General features: G+C 68.8%; 15 protein-coding genes. 8 read left to right on the top strand and 7 right to left on the bottom strand.

Features of this window, described 5'->3' with window-relative positions:
- Positions 1–42 precede the first annotated feature (42 nt).
- Positions 43–3,585, top strand: coding sequence for an ATP-binding protein (locus NSQ78_RS16405; RefSeq protein WP_064239018.1), 3,543 nt, complete (start codon positions 43–45; stop codon positions 3,583–3,585).
- Between the two features lie 96 nt (positions 3,586–3,681).
- Positions 3,682–7,209, top strand: a complete 3,528-nt coding sequence (locus tag NSQ78_RS16400) for a hybrid sensor histidine kinase/response regulator (protein WP_149901971.1) — start codon at positions 3,682–3,684, stop codon at positions 7,207–7,209.
- 645 nt (positions 7,210–7,854) lie between these two features.
- Here NSQ78_RS16400 and mdtD read toward each other — a convergent pair.
- The 5 genes from mdtD to NSQ78_RS16375 all read right to left on the bottom strand — a co-directional run bounded on the left by mdtD (position 7,855) and on the right by NSQ78_RS16375 (position 12,444).
- Entirely contained in the window at positions 7,855–9,264 is a 1,410-nt protein-coding gene (gene mdtD / locus NSQ78_RS16395; protein ID WP_103282599.1) for a multidrug transporter subunit MdtD, read from the bottom strand.
- A 92-nt stretch (positions 9,265–9,356) separates the two neighbouring features.
- On the bottom strand, positions 9,357–10,439 hold the full coding sequence (hemE, locus tag NSQ78_RS16390) for a uroporphyrinogen decarboxylase (protein ID WP_064239016.1): 1,083 nt from the start codon (positions 10,437–10,439) through the stop codon (positions 9,357–9,359).
- Positions 10,440–10,465: 26 nt separating this feature from the next.
- Positions 10,466–10,705, bottom strand: a complete 240-nt coding sequence (locus tag NSQ78_RS16385; protein WP_064239015.1) for a WGR domain-containing protein — start codon at positions 10,703–10,705, stop codon at positions 10,466–10,468.
- Positions 10,706–10,792: 87 nt separating this feature from the next.
- Positions 10,793–11,905: a 3-dehydroquinate synthase gene (gene aroB / locus NSQ78_RS16380; protein WP_064239014.1), complete on the bottom strand. Its 1,113-nt coding sequence runs from the start codon at positions 11,903–11,905 to the stop codon at positions 10,793–10,795.
- Positions 11,902–12,444 carry a shikimate kinase gene (locus NSQ78_RS16375; protein WP_049468779.1) on the bottom strand — a complete coding sequence of 181 codons (543 nt, stop codon included), beginning with the start codon at positions 12,442–12,444 and terminating at the stop codon, positions 11,902–11,904. Before NSQ78_RS16375 ends, aroB begins: the two co-directional genes overlap by 4 nt.
- A 98-nt stretch (positions 12,445–12,542) precedes the next feature.
- Here NSQ78_RS16375 and NSQ78_RS16370 point away from each other — a divergent pair, with 98 nt between their 5' ends.
- Positions 12,543–12,746 carry a dodecin family protein gene (locus NSQ78_RS16370; RefSeq protein WP_005410663.1) on the top strand — a complete coding sequence of 68 codons (204 nt, stop codon included), beginning with the start codon at positions 12,543–12,545 and terminating at the stop codon, positions 12,744–12,746.
- Between the two features lie 6 nt (positions 12,747–12,752).
- Here the strand turns inward: NSQ78_RS16370 and NSQ78_RS16365 are convergent, their stop codons facing one another.
- Positions 12,753–13,580: a kinase gene (locus tag NSQ78_RS16365; protein WP_057493476.1), complete on the bottom strand. Its 828-nt coding sequence runs from the start codon at positions 13,578–13,580 to the stop codon at positions 12,753–12,755.
- Positions 13,581–13,620: 40 nt separating this feature from the next.
- Here NSQ78_RS16365 and pdxH point away from each other — a divergent pair, with 40 nt between their 5' ends.
- The 3 genes from pdxH to NSQ78_RS16350 are packed head-to-tail and all read left to right on the top strand — an operon-like array spanning position 13,621 to position 15,034.
- Complete coding sequence (gene pdxH / locus NSQ78_RS16360) at positions 13,621–14,220, top strand: pyridoxamine 5'-phosphate oxidase (RefSeq protein ID WP_057493475.1); 600 nt, start codon at positions 13,621–13,623, stop codon at positions 14,218–14,220.
- A complete protein-coding gene (aac(6')-Iak, locus tag NSQ78_RS16355) occupies positions 14,217–14,678 on the top strand; it encodes an aminoglycoside N-acetyltransferase AAC(6')-Iak (protein WP_064239013.1) in 462 nt (153 codons plus the stop codon). The genes pdxH and aac(6')-Iak overlap by 4 nt, the downstream gene beginning before the upstream one ends.
- On the top strand, positions 14,675–15,034 hold the full coding sequence (locus NSQ78_RS16350; protein WP_057493473.1) for a hypothetical protein: 360 nt from the start codon (positions 14,675–14,677) through the stop codon (positions 15,032–15,034). The genes aac(6')-Iak and NSQ78_RS16350 overlap by 4 nt, the downstream gene beginning before the upstream one ends.
- A 56-nt stretch (positions 15,035–15,090) precedes the next feature.
- Here the strand turns inward: NSQ78_RS16350 and prpR are convergent, their stop codons facing one another.
- A complete protein-coding gene (prpR, locus tag NSQ78_RS16345) occupies positions 15,091–16,674 on the bottom strand; it encodes a propionate catabolism operon regulatory protein PrpR (RefSeq protein ID WP_064239678.1) in 1,584 nt (527 codons plus the stop codon).
- 154 nt (positions 16,675–16,828) lie between these two features.
- On the opposite strand from prpR, the gene prpB reads away from it, so the two are divergent.
- Together prpB and prpC are read left to right on the top strand one after the other, a co-directional pair.
- Entirely contained in the window at positions 16,829–17,722 is an 894-nt protein-coding gene (gene prpB / locus NSQ78_RS16340) for a methylisocitrate lyase (protein WP_005418360.1), read from the top strand.
- 35 nt (positions 17,723–17,757) lie between these two features.
- Positions 17,758–18,915: a 2-methylcitrate synthase gene (prpC, locus tag NSQ78_RS16335; protein ID WP_005418357.1), complete on the top strand. Its 1,158-nt coding sequence runs from the start codon at positions 17,758–17,760 to the stop codon at positions 18,913–18,915.
- Positions 18,916–18,987: the final 72 nt, after the last annotated feature.

Raw genomic sequence — 18,987 nt, 5'->3', positions numbered from 1 at the left:
CCCGGCCCTGTGTGACAATCGGGCCAGGACAGGGGGTTCAGGATGACGAGCGGCTGGCGCCGGTGGTGCCGTGGCATCGCGGGTATGGGACTGCTGCTGATGGCGTTGGCCACGGCGGCTGCGACCCTGGATATCGCAGAAACACCGCGCCTGCGCCGCTTCGGTGCCGCCGAAGGCTTGCCGTCGCGCATGGTGGTGGCGTTGGCCGAGGACCGGCAGGGCCATATCTGGGTCGCCACCGATGGCGGGCTCGCCCGCTACGACGGCAACAGCCTGCGGGTCTGGGAGCACGACCCGGAACAGCCGGGCGCGCTGCCGGGAAACGAAATCGAGACCCTGCTGATCGATCCGCTGGACCGCGTCTGGGTGGGCATCAACGGCAAGGGCGTGGCCCGCCTGGATGCCGACCGCGAGCGCTTCCGGACCTTCGACAAGGTCAATGCCACCTGCCAGGGGCAGTTCTGGGCACTGGCCTATGTCGACGATGCACTGTGGATCGGCACCAACAACCACGGCGTCTGCCGCCTGGGCGAAGACGGCAGCGTGCGCCTCTACACGCATGATCCAGCGCACCCGGATGGGCTGCCCAGCAACAGCATTTTCACCAGCCTGGTCGATGCGCAGGGGCGCCTGTGGGTAGGCACCGAAGCCGGTGTGGCGCGATGGAATGGCAGCGGATTCGAGCCGGTGGCCGCGTCGCAGCTGGGAACGCTGAGCGTGCTGCGGTTGAGCCGTGATGCGGACGGTTCGATCTGGGTCGGCAGCCAGAACGACGGGCTGTACCGTATCGATGCGCAGGATCGGGTCAGTCGCCCGCGATGGGCCGACAGTGCCCAGCTGCGCTCGGCGCTGGTGCTGGCCGATCGCCAGGGGGGCTACTGGGCCGGCACCTCCGATGGCCTGTTGCGGGGCGACGCGGCCGCGCTGCGCCGGCTGGAGGGCGACCGCGGCAGTGGCTTCCTGACCGCGCACAGCGGTGTGCTGGATCTGCTGCAGGATCACGAGGGTGGGTTGTGGGTGGCCCTGCTGACCCAGGGCCTGGCCTATCTGCCACCGGACTGGCGGCGCTTCTCGATCTGGAACCAGCTCGACGGCAAGCCGTTGGACAGCCAGTACCTGTTGAGTGCGGCCAGCGACGGGAAGAATTACTACGTCGGCTCGGCGCGCGGGGTTTACCAGCTGGATGCGCAGGGCACGCTGCGCCTGCTGGCCACCGATCGGCAGCTGGGCAACGGCGTGGTGTGGTCGGTGCTGCCGCGCCCGGACGGTCGCCTGTGGCTCGGGCGCGGCGGCCGCATCACCCTCTACGATCCGGCCTCCGGTGCATTGCGTGACCTGCGGATCGACGGCAGTGCCGACCTGCGCCAGCGCATCGATCTGATGCGCGAGGCCCCTGACGGTACGGTGTGGGTGTCGGTGATGGGCCTGGAACTGCAGCAGCGTAGTGCAGAGGGCCGGCTGCTGCACCGCTATCCGCTGGAGTATTTCCGCGGTACCGCCGATGCGCCGATCGAGCAGATCCGCTTCGACGCCCACGGCCGGCCGTGGGTGATGGGTGACATGGGCATCTGGCGTGAGCAGGCCGGACGCTTCGAGGCGGTGCCGGGCGTATCGCGGGGGCCGATCTACGACCTGGTGTGGATCGATCCGCAGCAGTTGTGGCTGGCGCGCCAAGGCGCTTTCGAGCGCTACCAGTGGGACGGCATGAGCCTGCGCCTGATCCAGCGCATCGACGGCGGCGCCGGCGTGCCACCGCTGACCATGGGGGGGCTGGCCCTGGCCGCCAACGGCCAGTTGTGGGCGACCACGCCGCGCGGCCTGCTGCGCTGGGATCCGAAGACGCGGCGCCTGCAGCAGTTCAACGAGCGCGACGGCCTGTCCGACGCGGAGTTCACGGGCCGGCCACCGGCGGTGAACGCCGATGGTCGCGTGCTGGCGGTGACCCAGACCGGTTTGGTTGCCTTCGATGTGAACGCCGACGACACCGTGCTGCCGGCGTCATCGCTGGTGATCGCCGAAGTGCGGGTGCGCCGCGACGACGCCCGCGGCTGGCAGCCGTTGCCGCTCACCGGCACCCTGCTGCTGGGGCCGGATGACCGCGACCTGCAGATCGATGCGCGGCTGCTGTCCTACGCCAGCCCGCAGGGCAACCGCTACCGGTTCCGCGTGCAGGGCTACGACCAGGACTGGGTGGAGCAGGGCGGTGATGGCCAGCGCACCCTGTCGCGGCTGCCGACCGGCAGCTACCTCATCGAGGTACAGGCCGCGACTGCCCGGGGCGCGTGGACGCCTTCGCAGCAGTTGCAGGTGAAGGTGCTGCCGCCGTGGTGGCGAAGCGGCATGGCGATCTTCGGCTACATCCTGCTGGGGTCGTTGCTGCTGGTGATCCTGGTCTGGTCGATCCGGGCGCGGCTGCGGCGTCGCCAGCAGTGGCAGTTGACGGTGCACAAGCAACAGCTGGCCGAACAGGCCTCGCAGGCCAAGAGCCGTTTCCTGGCCACGCTTGGCCACGAAGTGCGCACGCCGATGACCGGCGTGCTGGGCATGAGCGAACTGCTGCTGGCCACCCCGCTGGACCCGGTACAGCGCAGCTATGCCGGCTCGATCCAGCAGGCCGGCAGCCACCTGCTGCGGCTGGTCAATGATGCGCTGGACCTGGCCCGCATCGAAGCCGGGCGGCTGGAACTGGACCTGCGCCCGTTCGACCTCGGCGAACTGCTCGACCAGGTGCAGGGCCTGATGCAGCCGATGGCGCAGCAGCGCCAGTTGGAATTCCGGCGCGGCGAGGACCCGCCCGGGCCGATCACGGTCAGTGGCGACGAGATGCGGGTGCGCCAGATCCTGCTGAACCTGCTCGGCAACGCCATCAAGTTCACCGAACGTGGCCACGTCGGCCTGGCCGTCCGCCTGGAAGAAAAGGGCGGGCTGTGCTTTGAAGTGCATGACAGCGGCCCGGGCATCAATGCCGAGCAGCAGCAGCGCCTGTTCCATCGCTTCGAGCAGGCTGACGGCCCGCGCACTGCCTCGCGCTACGGGGGCAGTGGGTTGGGGCTGGCGATCTGCCAGGAGCTGGCGGTGGCGATGGGCGGGCGTATCGATGTGGTCAGCCAGCCCGGCAGGGGCGCGCGCTTCCGCGTTCGCCTGCCATTGCCCTGGACGCGGCAGGCCGTCAGCCCGGCGGGCGAGGCGGCAGTGCTGCCGGTACTGCCACCGTTGCGCATCCTGCTGGTGGAGGACGATGCCACGGTGGCCGAGGTCATCGCCGGCCTGTTGCGCGTGCGCGGGCACACGGTGGTGCACGTGCTGCACGGCCTGGGCGCGTTGTCAGAGATCGCCACCGACGGCTTCGACGTGGGCCTGCTCGATCTCGATCTGCCCGCGCTGGATGGTACGGCCATCGCCCGCCAGCTGCGCACGATGGGCTATGACCTGCCCCTTGTGGCGGTGACCGCCCGTTCCGATGCCTATGCCGAAACCCAGGTGCTGGCGGCTGGCTTCGATGGCTTCCTGCGCAAGCCGGTGACCGGCGACCTGCTGGTGGCGGCCATCGCCCAGGCGCGTGCGAAGCGACAGGCGACTGCGTGACCGCGCCGGCGCCGGGCGTGAACGGTGCGACTTTCGGTTTACCATGCCGACGCCCGCGGCGCGGGAATCATCAGGACCAGCGTGAGGAGGCAATCGGTGGTGTATCTGCGGGCGGCGATGCTGCTGCTGGTCCTGCTGTGCTGCGCGTTGCCCGTTGCGGCACAGCCGGTGCCGCCCAGCCCACGGCAGGTGACGGTGTTCGACGGCCTGCCGTCCAATACCGTCAACCGCATGGCCGAGGATCGCTACGGTTACCTGTGGATCGCCACCAACGATGGCCTGGCCCGCTACGACGGGCGTACCTACCGGGTGTGGCGTTCCGAGGATGGACTGCGTGACAACCGCATCTGGACGGTGCTGGTCGATGCCCGCAACCAGTTGTGGATAGGCACCGAGAACGCAGGCCTGGTACGCATGTCGGCCGACCGCAGGCAGCTGCACTTCTACGACCGCAGCAGCCAGCCGCTGATGGGCACCAACACGGTCTGGAGCTTGGCCAGCACGCCCGACGGCTCGATCTGGTTCGGCACCCACGAGGGCGGCCTGTACCGCCTGGACAGCCAGGACCGCCTGCAGCGCTTCCTGCCCGAGCCGAACAATCCGCGCAGCCTGCCGTCGTCGTCGGTGCCCTATCTGGCCACGCTGCCTGATGGCAGCCTGTGGATCGGCACCAAGCATGGCGTGGCGCGCTGGACCGGGACCGACTTCGAGCGCGTCGGTACGGACATCATTCCCAGCCTGCTGATCAACGGCCTGACCACCGAGCCGGACGGCAGCCTGTGGATCAGCACGATGGCCGGGGCCACCGTGCGCCGCCCGGACGGCCGCTTCGAGGCACCGCCGTGGAAGCTGCCACCGGGCGAGCAGGTGCTGGGCATGATGCTGCGCGACGAGCAGGGTGGGCACTGGCTGGACAATCGCACCGGGTTGGGACGTGCGGTGGATGGCCAGTACCAGACCGTGCCGCTGTACAGCGTCATCGCACGCGGCCCGGTACGGCCGAACTGGACCGGTGCCTATGAGGATCGGGAAGGCGGCATCTGGCTGGCCAGCACCAACGCCGGCCTGTGGCACCTGTTGCCGCGCTGGTGGCAGTTCTCGGTGCTGTCGCGCCTGGAGGACGACCCCGCCTCGCTGCGCAATGCACTGGTGCTGGGCACCAGCCCGTCCAGCAACGGCGGCGTCTGGACGGTGGGCAGCCACGGTGCGCTGGATCGCTTCGATCCGAAGACGGGCCGGATCGAGCAGCACCGCACCTGGGTCAACGGCATGCACTGGCTGACCTCGGTGAGGGAGGACCGGCGCGGGCAGGTGTGGATTGGATCGAACGACGCACTGGTGCGCTATGACCCGCAGCGTCGCGAGCTGCGTCGCTGGGGTCGTGATGCCGGTGCTGATGCGGCGATGGAAGGGGTCATCGAATCGATGATGACCTGTGACGGCGACAGCCTCTGGCTGATGCTGCCCGCCGGCCTGCAGCAGCGCGACCTTGACGGACACCTGCGGCGCCAGCTGGACAATGGCCAGCGCGGGCTGCAGCAGGGCCAGCTCAACCTCGACGTGGAATGCGGACCGCAGGACCACATCTGGCTGGCCAGCAGTCGCGGCCTGTTGCAGTGGCTGCCGGAAAGCGAACGCTTCCAGCCGGTGCCGGGTGCGCCGGCAACCGCCATCCACGCGCTGCACGTGGGCCGGGATGGCCAGGTCTGGCTGTCCGAGGATGGCCGACTGTCGCGTTACCGCTGGAGCCAGGGGCGCCTGGAACGACAGGCGGTGGTGGGGGCCGAGCAGGGCTATCCGGCAATCTCCGCGACCGGCCTGGTGGTCGATGCACAGGGCGTGGCGTGGGCGACCAGCGCACGCGGCCTGGTGCGTGTCAGTGCGGATGGGCAGAGCGTGCGCCTGTATGGCGTGCACGACGGCCTGCCGAGCCAGGAATTCCGCGACCACACCTTGATTGCGGCGGGCGACGGCCATCTGGTGGCCGGAACGGCGGCAGGTGCGGTGGTGTTCGACCCGGAGCAGGTGCGGCCCTCGGTGCGTCGGGCCCCGCTGGTGATCGAGCGGGTGGAGGTGCGCCGCAACGAGCAGGTGCTGGACATGACCCACGATGCGCCGTTGCAGATCGCCGACGGCGACCGCGACCTGCGCATCGTCGCGCGGCTGCTGTCCTTCGCCGACTCGGCGTCCAATACCTACCGCTACCGCTTGGCCGGTTACGACCCCGATTGGGTCGAAGTCGGCCCGGCCGGCGAGCGCCTGTTCTCGCGCCTGGCGCCGGGCAGCTACCGGCTGGAAGTGCAGGCCCGGTCGGCCGACCACGTGTGGTCGCGGGTGCAGAGCCTGGAATTCCGCGTGCAGCCGCCATGGTGGCGCAGCCTGTCCGGCCTGCTGGTGCTGGCGTCGGTCGGGCTGCTGCTGACCAGCTGGTTCGCCTGGTTGTACCGGCGCCGCCTGCAGCGGCGCCACGCCTACCAGCTGGCGCTGCACAAGCAGGAACTCGCCGAGCAGGCTTCAGCGGCCAAGACCCGTTTCCTGGCCAATCTGGGCCATGAGATCCGTACGCCGATGACCGGTGTGCTGGGCATGAGCGAGCTGCTGCTGGCGTCGCCACTGGACCCGCAACAGCGCGGCTACACACAGTCGATCCGGCATGCCGGCGAGCACCTGCTGCACCTGGTCAACGATGCGCTGGACCTGGCGCGGATCGAGTCCGGTCGCCTGGAGCTGCAGTCGAAGACCTTTGCGTTGAACGGCCTGCTGCACGACCTGGCGGCCCTGATGGGCCCGCTGGCCGCGCAGAAGGGCCTGCGCTTCACCCTCGACAACCAGCTGCCGCCGGGGCTGCAGGCCACCGGCGATGCCATGCGCGTGCGGCAGATCCTGCTCAACCTGCTGTCGAACGCGGTGAAGTTCACCAGCCGTGGCACCATCACCCTGCACGCGCGCTGCGATGGCGAACTGCGCGCACTGCACTTCGAAGTGCGTGACACCGGCCCCGGCATCAGCCAGGAACAGCAGCAGCGCCTGTTCCGCCGCTTCGAGCAGGCCGACGGTGCACGTACCGCCGCGCAGTACGGCGGCAGCGGCCTCGGCCTGGCCATCTGCCGCGAGCTGGCGCACGCGATGCAGGGGCGCATCCAGGTGGAGAGCCAGCTGGGCCGGGGCACCTGTTTCGGCGTGACCCTGCCATTGCCGCTGGTGGTGGACAGTGATGCCGAGGGCGCCGCCGACGGGCATCGCGACGAGGCGGCCAACGTGCCGCCACTGCGGGTGCTGCTGGTCGAAGACGATGCCACCGTGGCCGATGTGGTGCGCGGACTGCTGAGCGCGCGTGGCCACGAGGTGGTGCACGCCGGCCATGCGCTGGCGGCGCTGCGCGAGATCAGTGCGGGCGATTTCGACGTCGGCCTGCTGGACCTGGACCTGCCGGGCCTGAGCGGTTTCGAGCTGGCCCAGCACCTGCGCAACCAGGGCTACATGCTGCCGTTGCTGGCGGTGACCGCACGGACCGACCCGGACCTGCAGCAGCAGGTGGAAGCGGTCGGCATCGGTGGCTTCCTGCGCAAGCCGGTGACCGGCGAGCTGCTGGTGGAAGCGATTGCCAGGGTGATGGGCAGGTAGGGAGTTCGGCAGGGCCTGCGGCCCTGCACCTGCTGCAAGCCGGAGGAACAGCAACAGCAACAGCAACAGCAGAAGCAAAAGCTGGCTTCCTGTGGGATGGCGGGGTGGATCCGGTTGCGGGAGACGCCGTGAACCCATCCATGGGGGCTTGGCCGCGGCATCCATGCCGCGGACACTCCCGCAACCGGACCCACCCCGCCTTCGACAGTTTTCCGCGATCTGTCGGAGCACGGGGTCGGATCCCGTTGCTGCGCAACGGGCTCTGACCCCAATCTGGAATTCGAGATCTGACAGATGTGTCGACCAAGGTCGACACCTACCAACAACCGCGCGTTCCAACAGTCGCTGTTACCCACAGCCGCGTGAATCTGTCAGAGGTGGGGCGGTGTGGGCTTGCAGGACCGTTGGCGCCATGGATGGCGCCATCGAGCCCCCAGGGGGGAGGGCGCTTTGCTTGCGAAGCACTGCTTCGCGAGCACCCGAACGCCCAGCCGCCAGCGGCTGGGCCGGACCGCGGAGCGGGGTTTACGGCGTGTGCTGCAAGCCCACACCGCCCCGCCAACCCACGGAATGCTCGCTGTTGTTGTTGCCGGCCAGCGGCCGGCACTACCGCGGGTGCAGGGCCGCAGGCCCTGCCGAACGCCTTCACTCCGCGACGTGCTCGACCTGCCGCGGTTCGGGCTTGGTGTCGGGCAGCTGCCAGAAGATCATCGTCGAGGTCAGGGTGATCGCGCCGACGCACAGGAATGTCGCGTGCAGTGCTGCGGTGGCGCTGTTGCTGTCCAGGTGATTGCCGAACGCGGCCAGCAGGCTGCCGGCGGCTGCGGCACCGAAACCGGCGGCCAGCATCATCACCATCGACAGCAGGCTGTTGCCGGAGCTGGCGAATTCGCGGTCCAGGTCGCGCAGGGTCACGGTGTTCATCACGGTGAACTGCAGCGAATTGACCGCACCGAAGAAGGCCAGTTGCAGCAGGCGCCAGGCCAGGTGCTGGCCCGGTGTCATCAGGATGAAGCTGGCCATCGCCAGGCCCACCAGCACGGTGTTGACCATCAGCACGCGGCGGTAGCCATAGCGCTCGACCAGCTTCACCGCCAGCTTCTTCGACACCATGCCGGCCGCCGCCACCGGCACCATCATCAGGCCGGCGTTCATCGGGCCCAGGCCGAGGCCGACCTGCAGCAGCAACGGGATCAACATCGGCATGGCACTGCTGCCGATGCGCGAGAACAGGTTGCCCAGGATGCCGATGCGGTAGCTGGGCACGCGGAACAGGGCCAGCGAAAACAGCGGCGCGGTGGAGTTGGCGGCGTGCAGCCAGTAACCCACCAGCGCAGCCAGGCCGGCCACGGTCATCAGCATCACCAGCGCATGTGGCGTACCCAGGCCGGAGATGCCGTCCAGCGCCAGCGACAGCACCACCATCGCGAAGGCCAGCATGATGTAGCCACGCAGGTCGAAGCGGGTGCGATGGCTGGCGTAGTGGTCGGGCATGATCTTCATCGCGGCGATGAAACCGATCACGCCGATCGGCAGGTTGATCAGGAACACCCAGTGCCATGAGGCGATCTCGACCAGCCAGCCGCCCAGCGTGGGGCCGATCAGCGGGCCAACCAGCGCGGGGATGGCGATGAAGCTCATCGCGCGCAGGAAATCCTCGCGTGGCACCGAACGCATCACTGCCAGGCGGCCCACGGGAAGCAGCATTGCGCCGCCGATGCCCTGCAGCACGCGCGCCCCGACCAGCTGGTGCAGGTGCTGGGCCAGCGCGCACGCAAGCGAGCCGAGGGTGAACAGGATGATCGCCACCAGGAAGGTGCGGCGGGTGCCGTAGCGGTCGGCAATCCAGCCGGAGGCGGGAATGAAGGTGGCCACCGCCAGCGCGTAGCTGAACACCACCGACTGCATCTGCAGCGGGCTCTCGCCCAGGCTGGCCGCCATCGCCGGCAGCGCCGTGTTGACGATGGTCGAGTCCAGCATCTGCATGAAGATCGCCAGGGACACCAGCCACAGCAGGGGGCGGTGGCGGTTGTAGGTCGATGACGATGTGGGCATGGCGTGCGGCCGGTGCAGCATGGGGGCCGCCATGATCGCGCACTGCGGGTCACGGCGCGATCAAGGTCGCGCCGTGATGGCCTGCGGAATGCTCAGCGCTGGCTGTGCGCGTGCACCGCGTCGACCAGCACCTGTACGTGTGCCGGGTCCATGTCCGGCGACATGCCGTGGCCAAGGTTGAACACATGGCCCTCGCGCGAGCCGCCGTTGCCGGCGGCATAGGTGTCGAGCACGCGTGCGGCGGCCGCGGCGATCGCATCCGGCGAGGCGTACAGCGTGGTCGGGTCGAGGTTGCCCTGCAGGGCGACGCGGCCACCGGTGCGGCGCAGTGCCTCGTCCAGGTCCAGCGTCCAGTCCAGGCCCAGCGCATCGGCACCGGTGTGCGACAGCGCTTCCAGGTGCAGGCCGGTGCCTTTGCCGAACAGGATCAGCGGCGTGCGCTCGCTGCCTTCGCCGCGCTCCAGCCCCTCGGCGATGCGCTGCAGGTAGCGCAGCGAGAACTCGCGGTACATCGACGGCGACAGCACGCCACCCCAGGTGTCGAACACCTGCAGCGCCTGTGCACCGGCCGCGCGCTGCGCGCCGAGGTAGGCGATCACGGCGTCGGTGGTGACCTCCAGCAGGCGGTGCAGGGCCTGCGGGTGGTTCAGTGCCATGGCCTTGATGCGCGCAAAGTCCTTGCTGCCACCGCCTTCCACCATGTAGCAGGCCAGTGTCCACGGGCTGCCGGAGAAGCCGATCAGCGGCACCTGGCCGTCCAGTTCGCGGCGGATCAGGCGCACCGCATCCATCACGTAGCCCAGGTCCTGTTCCATGTCCGGCACCGCCAGCCGGGCGATGGCGGCTTCGTCACGCACCGGGTGCCGGAACTTCGGGCCTTCGCCTTCGACGAAGTACAGCTCCAGGCCCATCGCATCGGGAATGGTGAGGATGTCCGAGAACAGGATGGCTGCATCCAGCGGGAAGCGGCGCAGCGGCTGCAGGGTGACTTCGCAGGCAATCTCCGGAGTCTTGGCCATGGCCAGGAAGCTGCCGGCCTTGGCCCGGGTCGCGCGGTATTCCGGCAGGTAGCGGCCAGCCTGGCGCATCAGCCAGACAGGGGTGCAGTCCACCGGTTCGCGGCGCAGGGCGCGCAGCAGGCGATCGTTGCGGAGAGGGCTGGTCACGATGGGCATTCCTTGGGCGAAAGTTGGCAGCGGCGTCAGTCGCCGTGCGAGAGAATCTGGAAACCGCGATGCAGTTCGGCATCGCGGGCCTTCTCGAAGGCGTGGAGGGCTTCGTCAGCGTGCAGGAACAGCTCGCGCCGCAACTGCGAGCGGCTGCCGACGCGACCGCTCTCGCGCAGCAGCTCCCAGCCGCCGAACAGGTCCGGCTGCAGGCTCAGGCGCAGGAAGCGTGGTGCCTGCGCACCGGCGTCGGGATGTTGCAGGTAGACGTGCATGGGCCGATTGTAGCGGGGCCAGGGTGACCCCGGCCGCAACGCGGTCGTGCCGGCCGCTGGCTGGCAATCCTGCCGCGCAGCCCGGCTCTACCGGGCCGACAGCACCTTCAGCACCGCCGCCTCATCCACGTCCGGCACCACTTCGGCACGCCCCATGCCGCGCCACAGCACCAGGCGCAGGCGGCCGGCCACGTTCTTCTTGTCCAGGCGCATGCGGCCGAGCAGGGCCTGCGGGTCGAGCCCGGCCGGGATCGCCACGGGCAGGCCCAGGCGTTCCAGCAACGCCTGCAGGCGCACGCGGTCGGCATCGTCGGCCAGGCCCAGGTCGGTGGACAGCTTCGCCGCCAGCACCATGCCCACCGCTACTGCCTCGCCATGGTTCAGCGCATCGCGGCCGGGCGCGGAGTAGCCCTGCTCGGTTTCGATGGCATGGCCGAAAGTGTGGCCGAGGTTGAGCAGGGCACGTTCGCCCTTCTCGAACGGATCGCGCTCGACGATGGCGGCCTTGTGCCGGCAGCTGCGCGCGATGGCTTCGGCCAACGTGGCATCCTCGCCGGCCAGCAGCGCATCGGCATGCTGCTGCAGCCATTCGAAGAACACGGCATCACCCAGCGCGCCGTACTTGACCACTTCGGCCAGGCCCGCACGCAGCTCGCGCGGCGGCAGGGTGGCCAGCACGCGGGTATCGGCGATGACCGCGCGAGGCGGATGGAACGCACCGACCAGGTTCTTGCCGGCCGGAATGTCGACCGCGGTCTTGCCACCGACTGACGAATCGACCATCGCCAGCAGGGTGGTGGGCAGCTGCACGCAGTCGACGCCGCGCATCCAGCAGGCCGCGGCAAACCCGGCGAGATCACCGACCACGCCGCCGCCGAGCGCGAACACGCAGGCATCGCGGGTGGCGCCGAGCGCAGCCAGCGCTTCGATCGCGCGGCCGAATTCGGCCAGGGTCTTGGACGCTTCGCCCGCGGCGAGGACATGCTCGCCGACGATCAGGTCGGGGCGCGCGGCCAGCAGCGCCTGCTTCACCGGCGCCAGATAACGCGGGGCCACTTCGCTGTCGCTGAGCAGCAGCACATGGCGGCCGCGCACATGCGCGGCCAGCGCGGCGCCGTCGGCCAGCGCGCCTGCGCCGATGGTGATGGAGTAGGGCCGGTCGCCGCCAACGGCGACCTGCAACAGGGCGGGAGAAGTCATGCGTTCAGGTCCTGGCGCTGCCATTGCGTGGCCAGCTTGACCACCAGCTGGGCGGTCGCGTCGGCAGCGGTGTACGGGTCGGTATCGAGGGTGAGGTCGGCCAGTTCGCGGTACAGCGGGTCGCGGTGCGCGGCCAGATCGTGCAGCACCTGCTCGCGGTCCGGGCGCTGCAGCAGCGGCCGGCCCTTGTCGCGGGCCAGGCGTTCCAGCTGCGCGGCCACGCTGACCCGCAGGTAGACCACGAAGCCACGCTGGGCGATCAGTGCACGGTTGTCCGGATCCAGCACCGCGCCACCGCCGGTGGAGACCAGCTGGCCGCGGCCTTCCAGCACGCGGGCCAGGGCCTGGCGTTCATGGTGGCGGAAACCGGCTTCGCCGGCATGCTCGAAAATGGTCGGGATGCCGGCGCCGGCAGCCTCGACGATGGCCTGGTCGACATCGACGAAGTCCAGCGTGAAGCGCTCGGCCAGGCGGCGGCCGATGCAGGTTTTGCCGGCGCCCATCGGGCCGATCAGGATCAGGTTCGGAGCAGGATTCATGCCCTCTGATGCTAACACCTCCGTGCCCTGCCCTTTACGTTCTTCACGTCAGGGTGGGCATTCCTGCGGGGGTTCCCGCGCCAACCGGAGCACAGGTCATGACGGTCGCCAAGGTCATCGAGATCACCGCCTCCTCGCCGAAGAGCGTGGAGGATGCGGTGCGCAGCGGACTGAAGAAGGTTTCCGAGACGGTCAAGGGCATCCAGGGCGCCTGGGTGAACGAGACCAAGGTGGTCACCAACGGCAGCGGCGAGATCACCGAATGGCGGGTCAACCTGCGGGTGACCTTCCTGGTGGAATAGCCGCGCTCAGCGCACGGCCTGCACCTGCCGCTGGCCGTCCAGGACCACGACGTGGTCGGCGAGCGTGGGAAGCGTGCGCAGTGCCTGCCGGCTGACCCGCTCGTAGTACTGCACGAAACGCTCCAGCTGCGGCCGGCTCATGCCGTGCCGGCCCGGCTGCGCGGCCTGCAGGTTCTGCTCCTGCTGCCAGCGCCAGCGCGGTACCACCGCGAAATCCGGCGGTTGCAGGAACCACAGGCGGTCGCAGCGCTGCCACAGCGCGGGGTAGTCGCGGGCCAGCGCCTGGTTGCACCAGTGGCGCCAGCGGCCGTCGCTGTCGGCTTCGCGTTCCAGCGCGTTCAACGGGGCGTCCAGCGCAGCGTCATCCTGCGCGGGCGTACCGAGGAACCATCCCTCGAACACCAGCAGGTCCAGTGGCGTGTCCAGGTGCGGCCATTGCGCCTCGGCCAAGCGTTCATCGGCCAGCTTGTCAAAGCGCGGCATCGCCAGGGGGCGGCGCGCTGCTACGGCGTCCAGCACGCTGTGCGCCAGCGTCAGGTCATGGGTACCGGGTGGGCCGCGGGTCATCAGCAGCGGATGCACCTGGCGCGCCAGGCGCTGGCGCTGCGCACGGGTCAGGTAGACATCGTCGATCGACAGGCTGGCCGCGCACAGGCCGCGAGCCCGGGCGCGTGCGACCACCTGTGCGGCCAGCGTCGATTTGCCGCTCCCCTGCAGGCCGCTGATCGCCAATACTGGAACCGCTGCACCGCTGGACAGTGCATCGTCCAGCGCCTGTTCGGCCAATGTTTCGGGGAATCCTTTCACCTGGGGCATATACGCAGCAGCGGCCATGCAGCCACAATAGCCCAAACCGTGTGAGAACAACGCCATCATGAGCGACCTGTACGCCGAAGCCCTGTCCACGTTTGCCCGCCTGTTCGAGGAGGCCAAACAGAGCCGCGAGGTCGAGCCCAACGCGATGACCGTGGCGACTGCAGATGCGCAGGGACGCCCGTCGGCGCGCACCGTGCTGCTGAAGGCCTTCGACGAGCGCGGCTTCGTCTTCTACACGCACCTGGACAGCCACAAGGGCCGTGAGCTGCGGTCCAATCCGCAGGCCGCGCTGCTGTTCCTGTGGCGCAGCCTGCGCGAGGCCGGCATCCAGGTGCGCATCGAGGGTCGTGTCGAGCAGGTCGCCGACGCCGAGGCCGACGCCTATTTCGCCAGCCGCCCGCGCATGAGCCAGATCGGCGCCTGGGCCTCGCAGCAGTCGAAGACGCTGGCAACCCGCGAGGAGTTCGACGCGCGCGTGGCCGAGGTCGAAGCGCGCTTCGAAGGCAAGGACGTGCCGCGCCCGGAAGGCTGGAGCGGCCTGCGCGTGGTGCCCGACCGCATCGAGTTCTGGTACGGCGCGCAGTTCCGCCTGCACGAGCGCTGGTGCTATGAAGGCGGTGCGGAAGGGCGCTGGAGCAAGCGCCTGCTGTACCCGTGACCGGCAGCGCGGCCACGATCCGCCCGGCCAAGGCGGCCGATGCGGTCGCGTGGGCGCAGCTGCGTCTGGGCCTGTGGCCCGATGCCGATGATCCGCTGGAGACGCTGGTGGCGGCGCTGGCCGAGGACGCAGGTGCGGTTTTCCTGGCGTGTGCAGCGGGTGGCCAGGCGATCGGCTTCGCCGAAGTGCGCCTGCGCCATGACTACGTGAACGGCACCGATTCCTCGCCGGTGGGCTTCCTGGAGGGCTGGTACGTGCAGCCGCAGTGGCAAGGCTGCGGCGTGGGCCGCGCCCTGCTGGCGGCGGTGCGGGCATGGACGCGCGACGCGGGCTGCCGCGAACTGGCTTCGGACAGTCGCGTGGAGGACGTGCAGGCTCACGCCGCGCATCGGGCCTGCGGCTTCGAAGAGACCGAACGGGTGGTCTATTTCCGCATGCCGCTGGAGCCATCGGCGTGAATCGCGTGGCGCTGTACCGCGTGGTGGTGTTGGTTCCATCGGCCGCGCTGGACGCAGTGAAGCAGGGCATCCTCGCGGTGGATGCGCTCGCGGCCGGCGACTACGAGCATGGCATGTGGTGGTCGGCGCCCGGATTCGAGCAGTTCCGCCCACGCATGGGGGCGTCGCCCGTGCAGGGTGAAGCGGGTCGCACCGAAGTGGTCGACAGCGTGCGCCTGGAGTTCTGCCTGCCGCGCGATCCGCAGCGGCTGCGGCGCATCTTCGAGCAGGGCATCGTGCCGCATCATCCGTGGCAGGTACCGGTGGTGCAGGTGGAGGACATCGAGCTGCTGCTCGCTGACAGGCGGCGGTTGTAGCGCCAAGCCATGCCCGGCTGCTTTCGCGCGAACATCAGCCGAGCATGGGCTCGGCTTTACAGGCCTTCAGCGCGCAACCAGCGCCACAGCGTGGTGCGGGATACGCCCAGCGCCTGCGCCATGCCCTCACGATCATGCCGGTGTTCCCGAAGCAGTGCTTCCAGCTGCGCACGCGGTGGCCGCTTGCCGTTGCTTTCCACCGGCAACGTCGCGACACCTTCATGCACCAGCTCGGGTGCCAGCTGCAGCAGCCGCGCCGCATCGATCAGCCCTTCACCGGGCTGCCAGTGGATGCGCAGCCGATCGACCAGATTGCGCAGTTCGCGCACGTTTCCCGGCCACTCGGCCGCGCTCAGTACCGCCAGTGCCTCCTCATCCAACGGCGCGTCGATGCCACGCAGCTGGCGGAAGAAGTGCTGTGCCAGCAACGGGATGTCACCACGTCGCGCGCGGAGCGCGGGCAGGGTGATGCGCAGCGCGGCCAGCCGGTAGTACAGGTCGCGACGGAAGCTGCCGGTCGCCGCGCGCTGCTCCAGTGACTGCAGAGTGGCGGCCACCACGCGCAGGTCGACCGGGGTCGGTTCGGTGGCGCCGACGCGCAGCACCTCCCGTTCCTCCAGCACCCGCAGCAGGCGGGTCTGCAGCGGTAGCGGCAGCTCGCCGATTTCATCCAGGAACAGGGTGCCGCCGTCGGCCGCTTCGACCAGGCCGACGCGGCCGCCGCGGCGCGCGCCGGTGAAGGCGCCATCACTGTAGCCAAACAGTTCGGCTTCCAGCAGCGACTCACTGATCGCGCCGCAGTTCAGCGCCACGAAGCGTCCACGACGGCCACTGGCCGCATGCAGCTGGCGCGCCACCAGTTCCTTGCCGGTGCCGGTTTCGCCGCTGACCAGCACGGTGCTGTCATGCGGCGCGTAGAGCGCGATCTGCGCACGCACCTGCGCCATCGCGTCGCTGTCGCCAAGCAGTTCATGCGCGTCGCTGCGCACTGCCGGGCGCCGGCGCAGGGGCGGCCGGCTGCCCGTGGAGCGAGCCAGGGCCTGGGTCAGTTCGAGGGCGTGTTCGAACGCCTGCCGTACCGAATCGGCCGAGTACAGCAGCACGCCGGGCAGGCCGGCCTGCTCGGCATGGTCGATGGCCATGCCGGTGCCGACGATCACTTCGATGCCGTTGGCACGCAGGTCGGCAATGCAATCGCGTGCGTCCTCGCGGGTGACGAAGCGACGGTGCTCGATCTCCAGGCCAAAACTCTGCTGGAAGTTGCTGAACACCGGTACGTCGCTGGCGTGGGTGACCAGGCCGATGCGGCTGGCGATCCGTCGCGCGCGCGCCAGCGCTTCCATCAGGTCGAAGCCGTTGGCCTGGATCGGCACCAGCGGCAGCTCCAGCCGACCACGCAGCCACGCCGCATTGGAGCCGCCGGCGATGACCACGTCGCAGTGTTCCCGGCGCAGGCGTTGGCCGATCACGGCCACCGCTTCCTCGAAGCCGAGGTTGATCTGCTCGATGCGCGCGCGACGGTCGAACTCAGGAATGACGTCGCCGAGCAGGCCGGTCAGGCGCGAAACGCTGACGGTCCAGATGACCGGGCGGCCGGGGTCGGCATCGGCGTGGCGCAGGGGCGAGCGGGGCAGGTACATGGCGGCAGCCATCGGTCGGAATGTTTCATGATACATCCGTTTCAATGTTTCATATGTTTCACTTTGGTCGACCCGTCACGCCCGTGAAATCAAGAGCTTGCAGCTTGGCACGGTGCTTGCGCCCTCGTTTCCGGACTTCAACCTGGATTGCCGCATGACCGCTTCCGCCCCTTTCTCTGCCGGTGCCCGCTTCCGTGAGGCGCTGGCTGCCGAATCGCCGCTGCAGGTGATCGGCGCCATCAACGCCAACCATGCCCTGCTGGCCAAGCGCGCCGGATTCCGCGCCATCTACCTGTCCGGTGGCGGGGTTGCGGCAGGCTCGCTGGGCCTGCCGGACCTCGGCATCAATACGCTGGAAGACGTGCTGGTGGACGTGCGCCGCATCACCGATGTCTGCGACCTGCCGTTGATGGTCGACATCGATACCGGCTTTGGCCCGAGCGCGTTCAACATCGCGCGCACCGTGAAGTCGCTGATCAAGGCCGGTGCGGCCGCCTGCCACATCGAGGACCAGGTCGGTGCCAAGCGTTGCGGCCACCGTCCGGGCAAGGAGATCGTCTCGCAGGGTGAAATGGTCGACCGTGTGAAGGCCGCTGCCGATGCCAAGACCGATCCGGACTTCTTCCTGATCGCGCGTACCGATGCCATCCAGGTGGACGGCGTGGACAAGGCGATCGAGCGCGCCATCGCCTGCGTCGAGGCCGGTGCCGACGGCATCTTCGCCGAGGCCGCCTACGATCTGGACACCTACCGCCGCTTCGTGGACGCGGTGAAGGTGCCGGTGCTGGCCAACATCACCGAATTCGGTGCCACCCCGCTGTTCAGCCGCGATGAACTGGCCTCGGCCGGCGTCGCCATCCAGCTGTTCCCGCTGTCGGCGTTCCGCGCGGCCAACAAGGCGGCCGAGAACGTCTACCAGGCAGTGCGCCGCGATGGCCACCAGCGCAACGTGGTGGAGACCATGCAGACCCGCGAAGAGCTGTACGACCGCATCGGCTACCACGCCTTCGAGCAGCAGCTCGATGCGCTGTTCGCCGCCAAGAAATAAGCAGTACCCTGCACCATCAAGTTTCGGAGGGAAACATGAACGATACGACCGCAACCCCGACCTTCAAGCCGAAGAAGTCCGTCGCCCTGTCCGGCACCGCGGCCGGCAACACCGCGCTGTGCAGCGTGGGCCGCAGCGGCAACGACCTGCACTACCGCGGCTATGACATTCTGGACCTGGCCAACACCAGCGAGTTCGAGGAAATCGCCTACCTGCTGGTGCACGGCAAGCTGCCGACCCGCGCCGAGCTGGTTTCGTACAAGGCCAAGCTGAAGTCGCTGCGTGGCATCCCCGCCGCGGTGAAGGCCGCGCTGGAAGAGCTGCCGCCGTCGGCGCATCCGATGGACGTGATGCGCACCGGCGTGTCCGTGCTCGGCTGCGTGGCACCGGAGAAGGACGACCACAACCACCCGGGCGCGCGTGACATCGCCGACAAGCTGATGGCCTGCCTCGGTTCGATGCTGCTGTACTGGTACCACTGGAGCCACAACGGCCGCGCCATCGACGTGGAAACCGACGATGATTCGATCGGCGGCCACTTCCTGCACCTGCTGCATGGCGAAAAGCCGCAGGATTCGTGGGTGAAGGCGATGCACACCTCGCTGATCCTGTATGCCGAGCACGAGTTCAACGCCTCGACGTTCACCTGCCGTGTCATCGCCGGTACCGGCAGCGACATGTACAGCGCGATCTGCGGTGGCATCGGGGCGCTGCGTGGCCCGAAGCATGGCGGCGCCAACGAAGTGGCGTTCGAAGTGCAGAAGCGCTACGACAACCCGGATGAGGCCGAGGAAGACATCAAGGCGCGCGTCGAGCGCAAGGAAGTGGTGATCGGTTTCGGCCACCCGGTCTATACCGTCTCCGATCCGCGCAACAAGGTGATCAAGGACGTGGCCCGCGAGCTGTCCGAAGAACAGTCGAGCATGAAGATGTACGACATCGCCGAGCGCCTGGAATCGGTGATGTGGGACATCAAGAAGATGTTCCCGAACCTGGACTGGTTCAGTGCGGTCAGCTACCACATGATGGGCGTGCCGACCGCGATGTTCACCCCGCTGTTCGTGATCGCGCGCACCGCCGGCTGGAGCGCGCACATCATCGAGCAGCGCATCGACGGCAAGATCATCCGCCCGAGCGCCAACTACATCGGCCCGGAAGACCGCGACTTCGTCGCCATCGACAAGCGCGTCTGATCCCCCTGCTGTCCCCATCCGGCCGGCCGCGTGCCGGCCGGATGCTCTCGCCGCCGCTCCGCCGGCACCCGG

The sequence above is a fragment of the Stenotrophomonas sp. FSL W7-1447 genome (genome assembly GCF_037966425.1).
GTDB classification, from domain to species: domain Bacteria; phylum Pseudomonadota; class Gammaproteobacteria; order Xanthomonadales; family Xanthomonadaceae; genus Stenotrophomonas; species Stenotrophomonas pavanii.
This window is presented reverse-complemented; position numbering and strand designations above follow the sequence as displayed.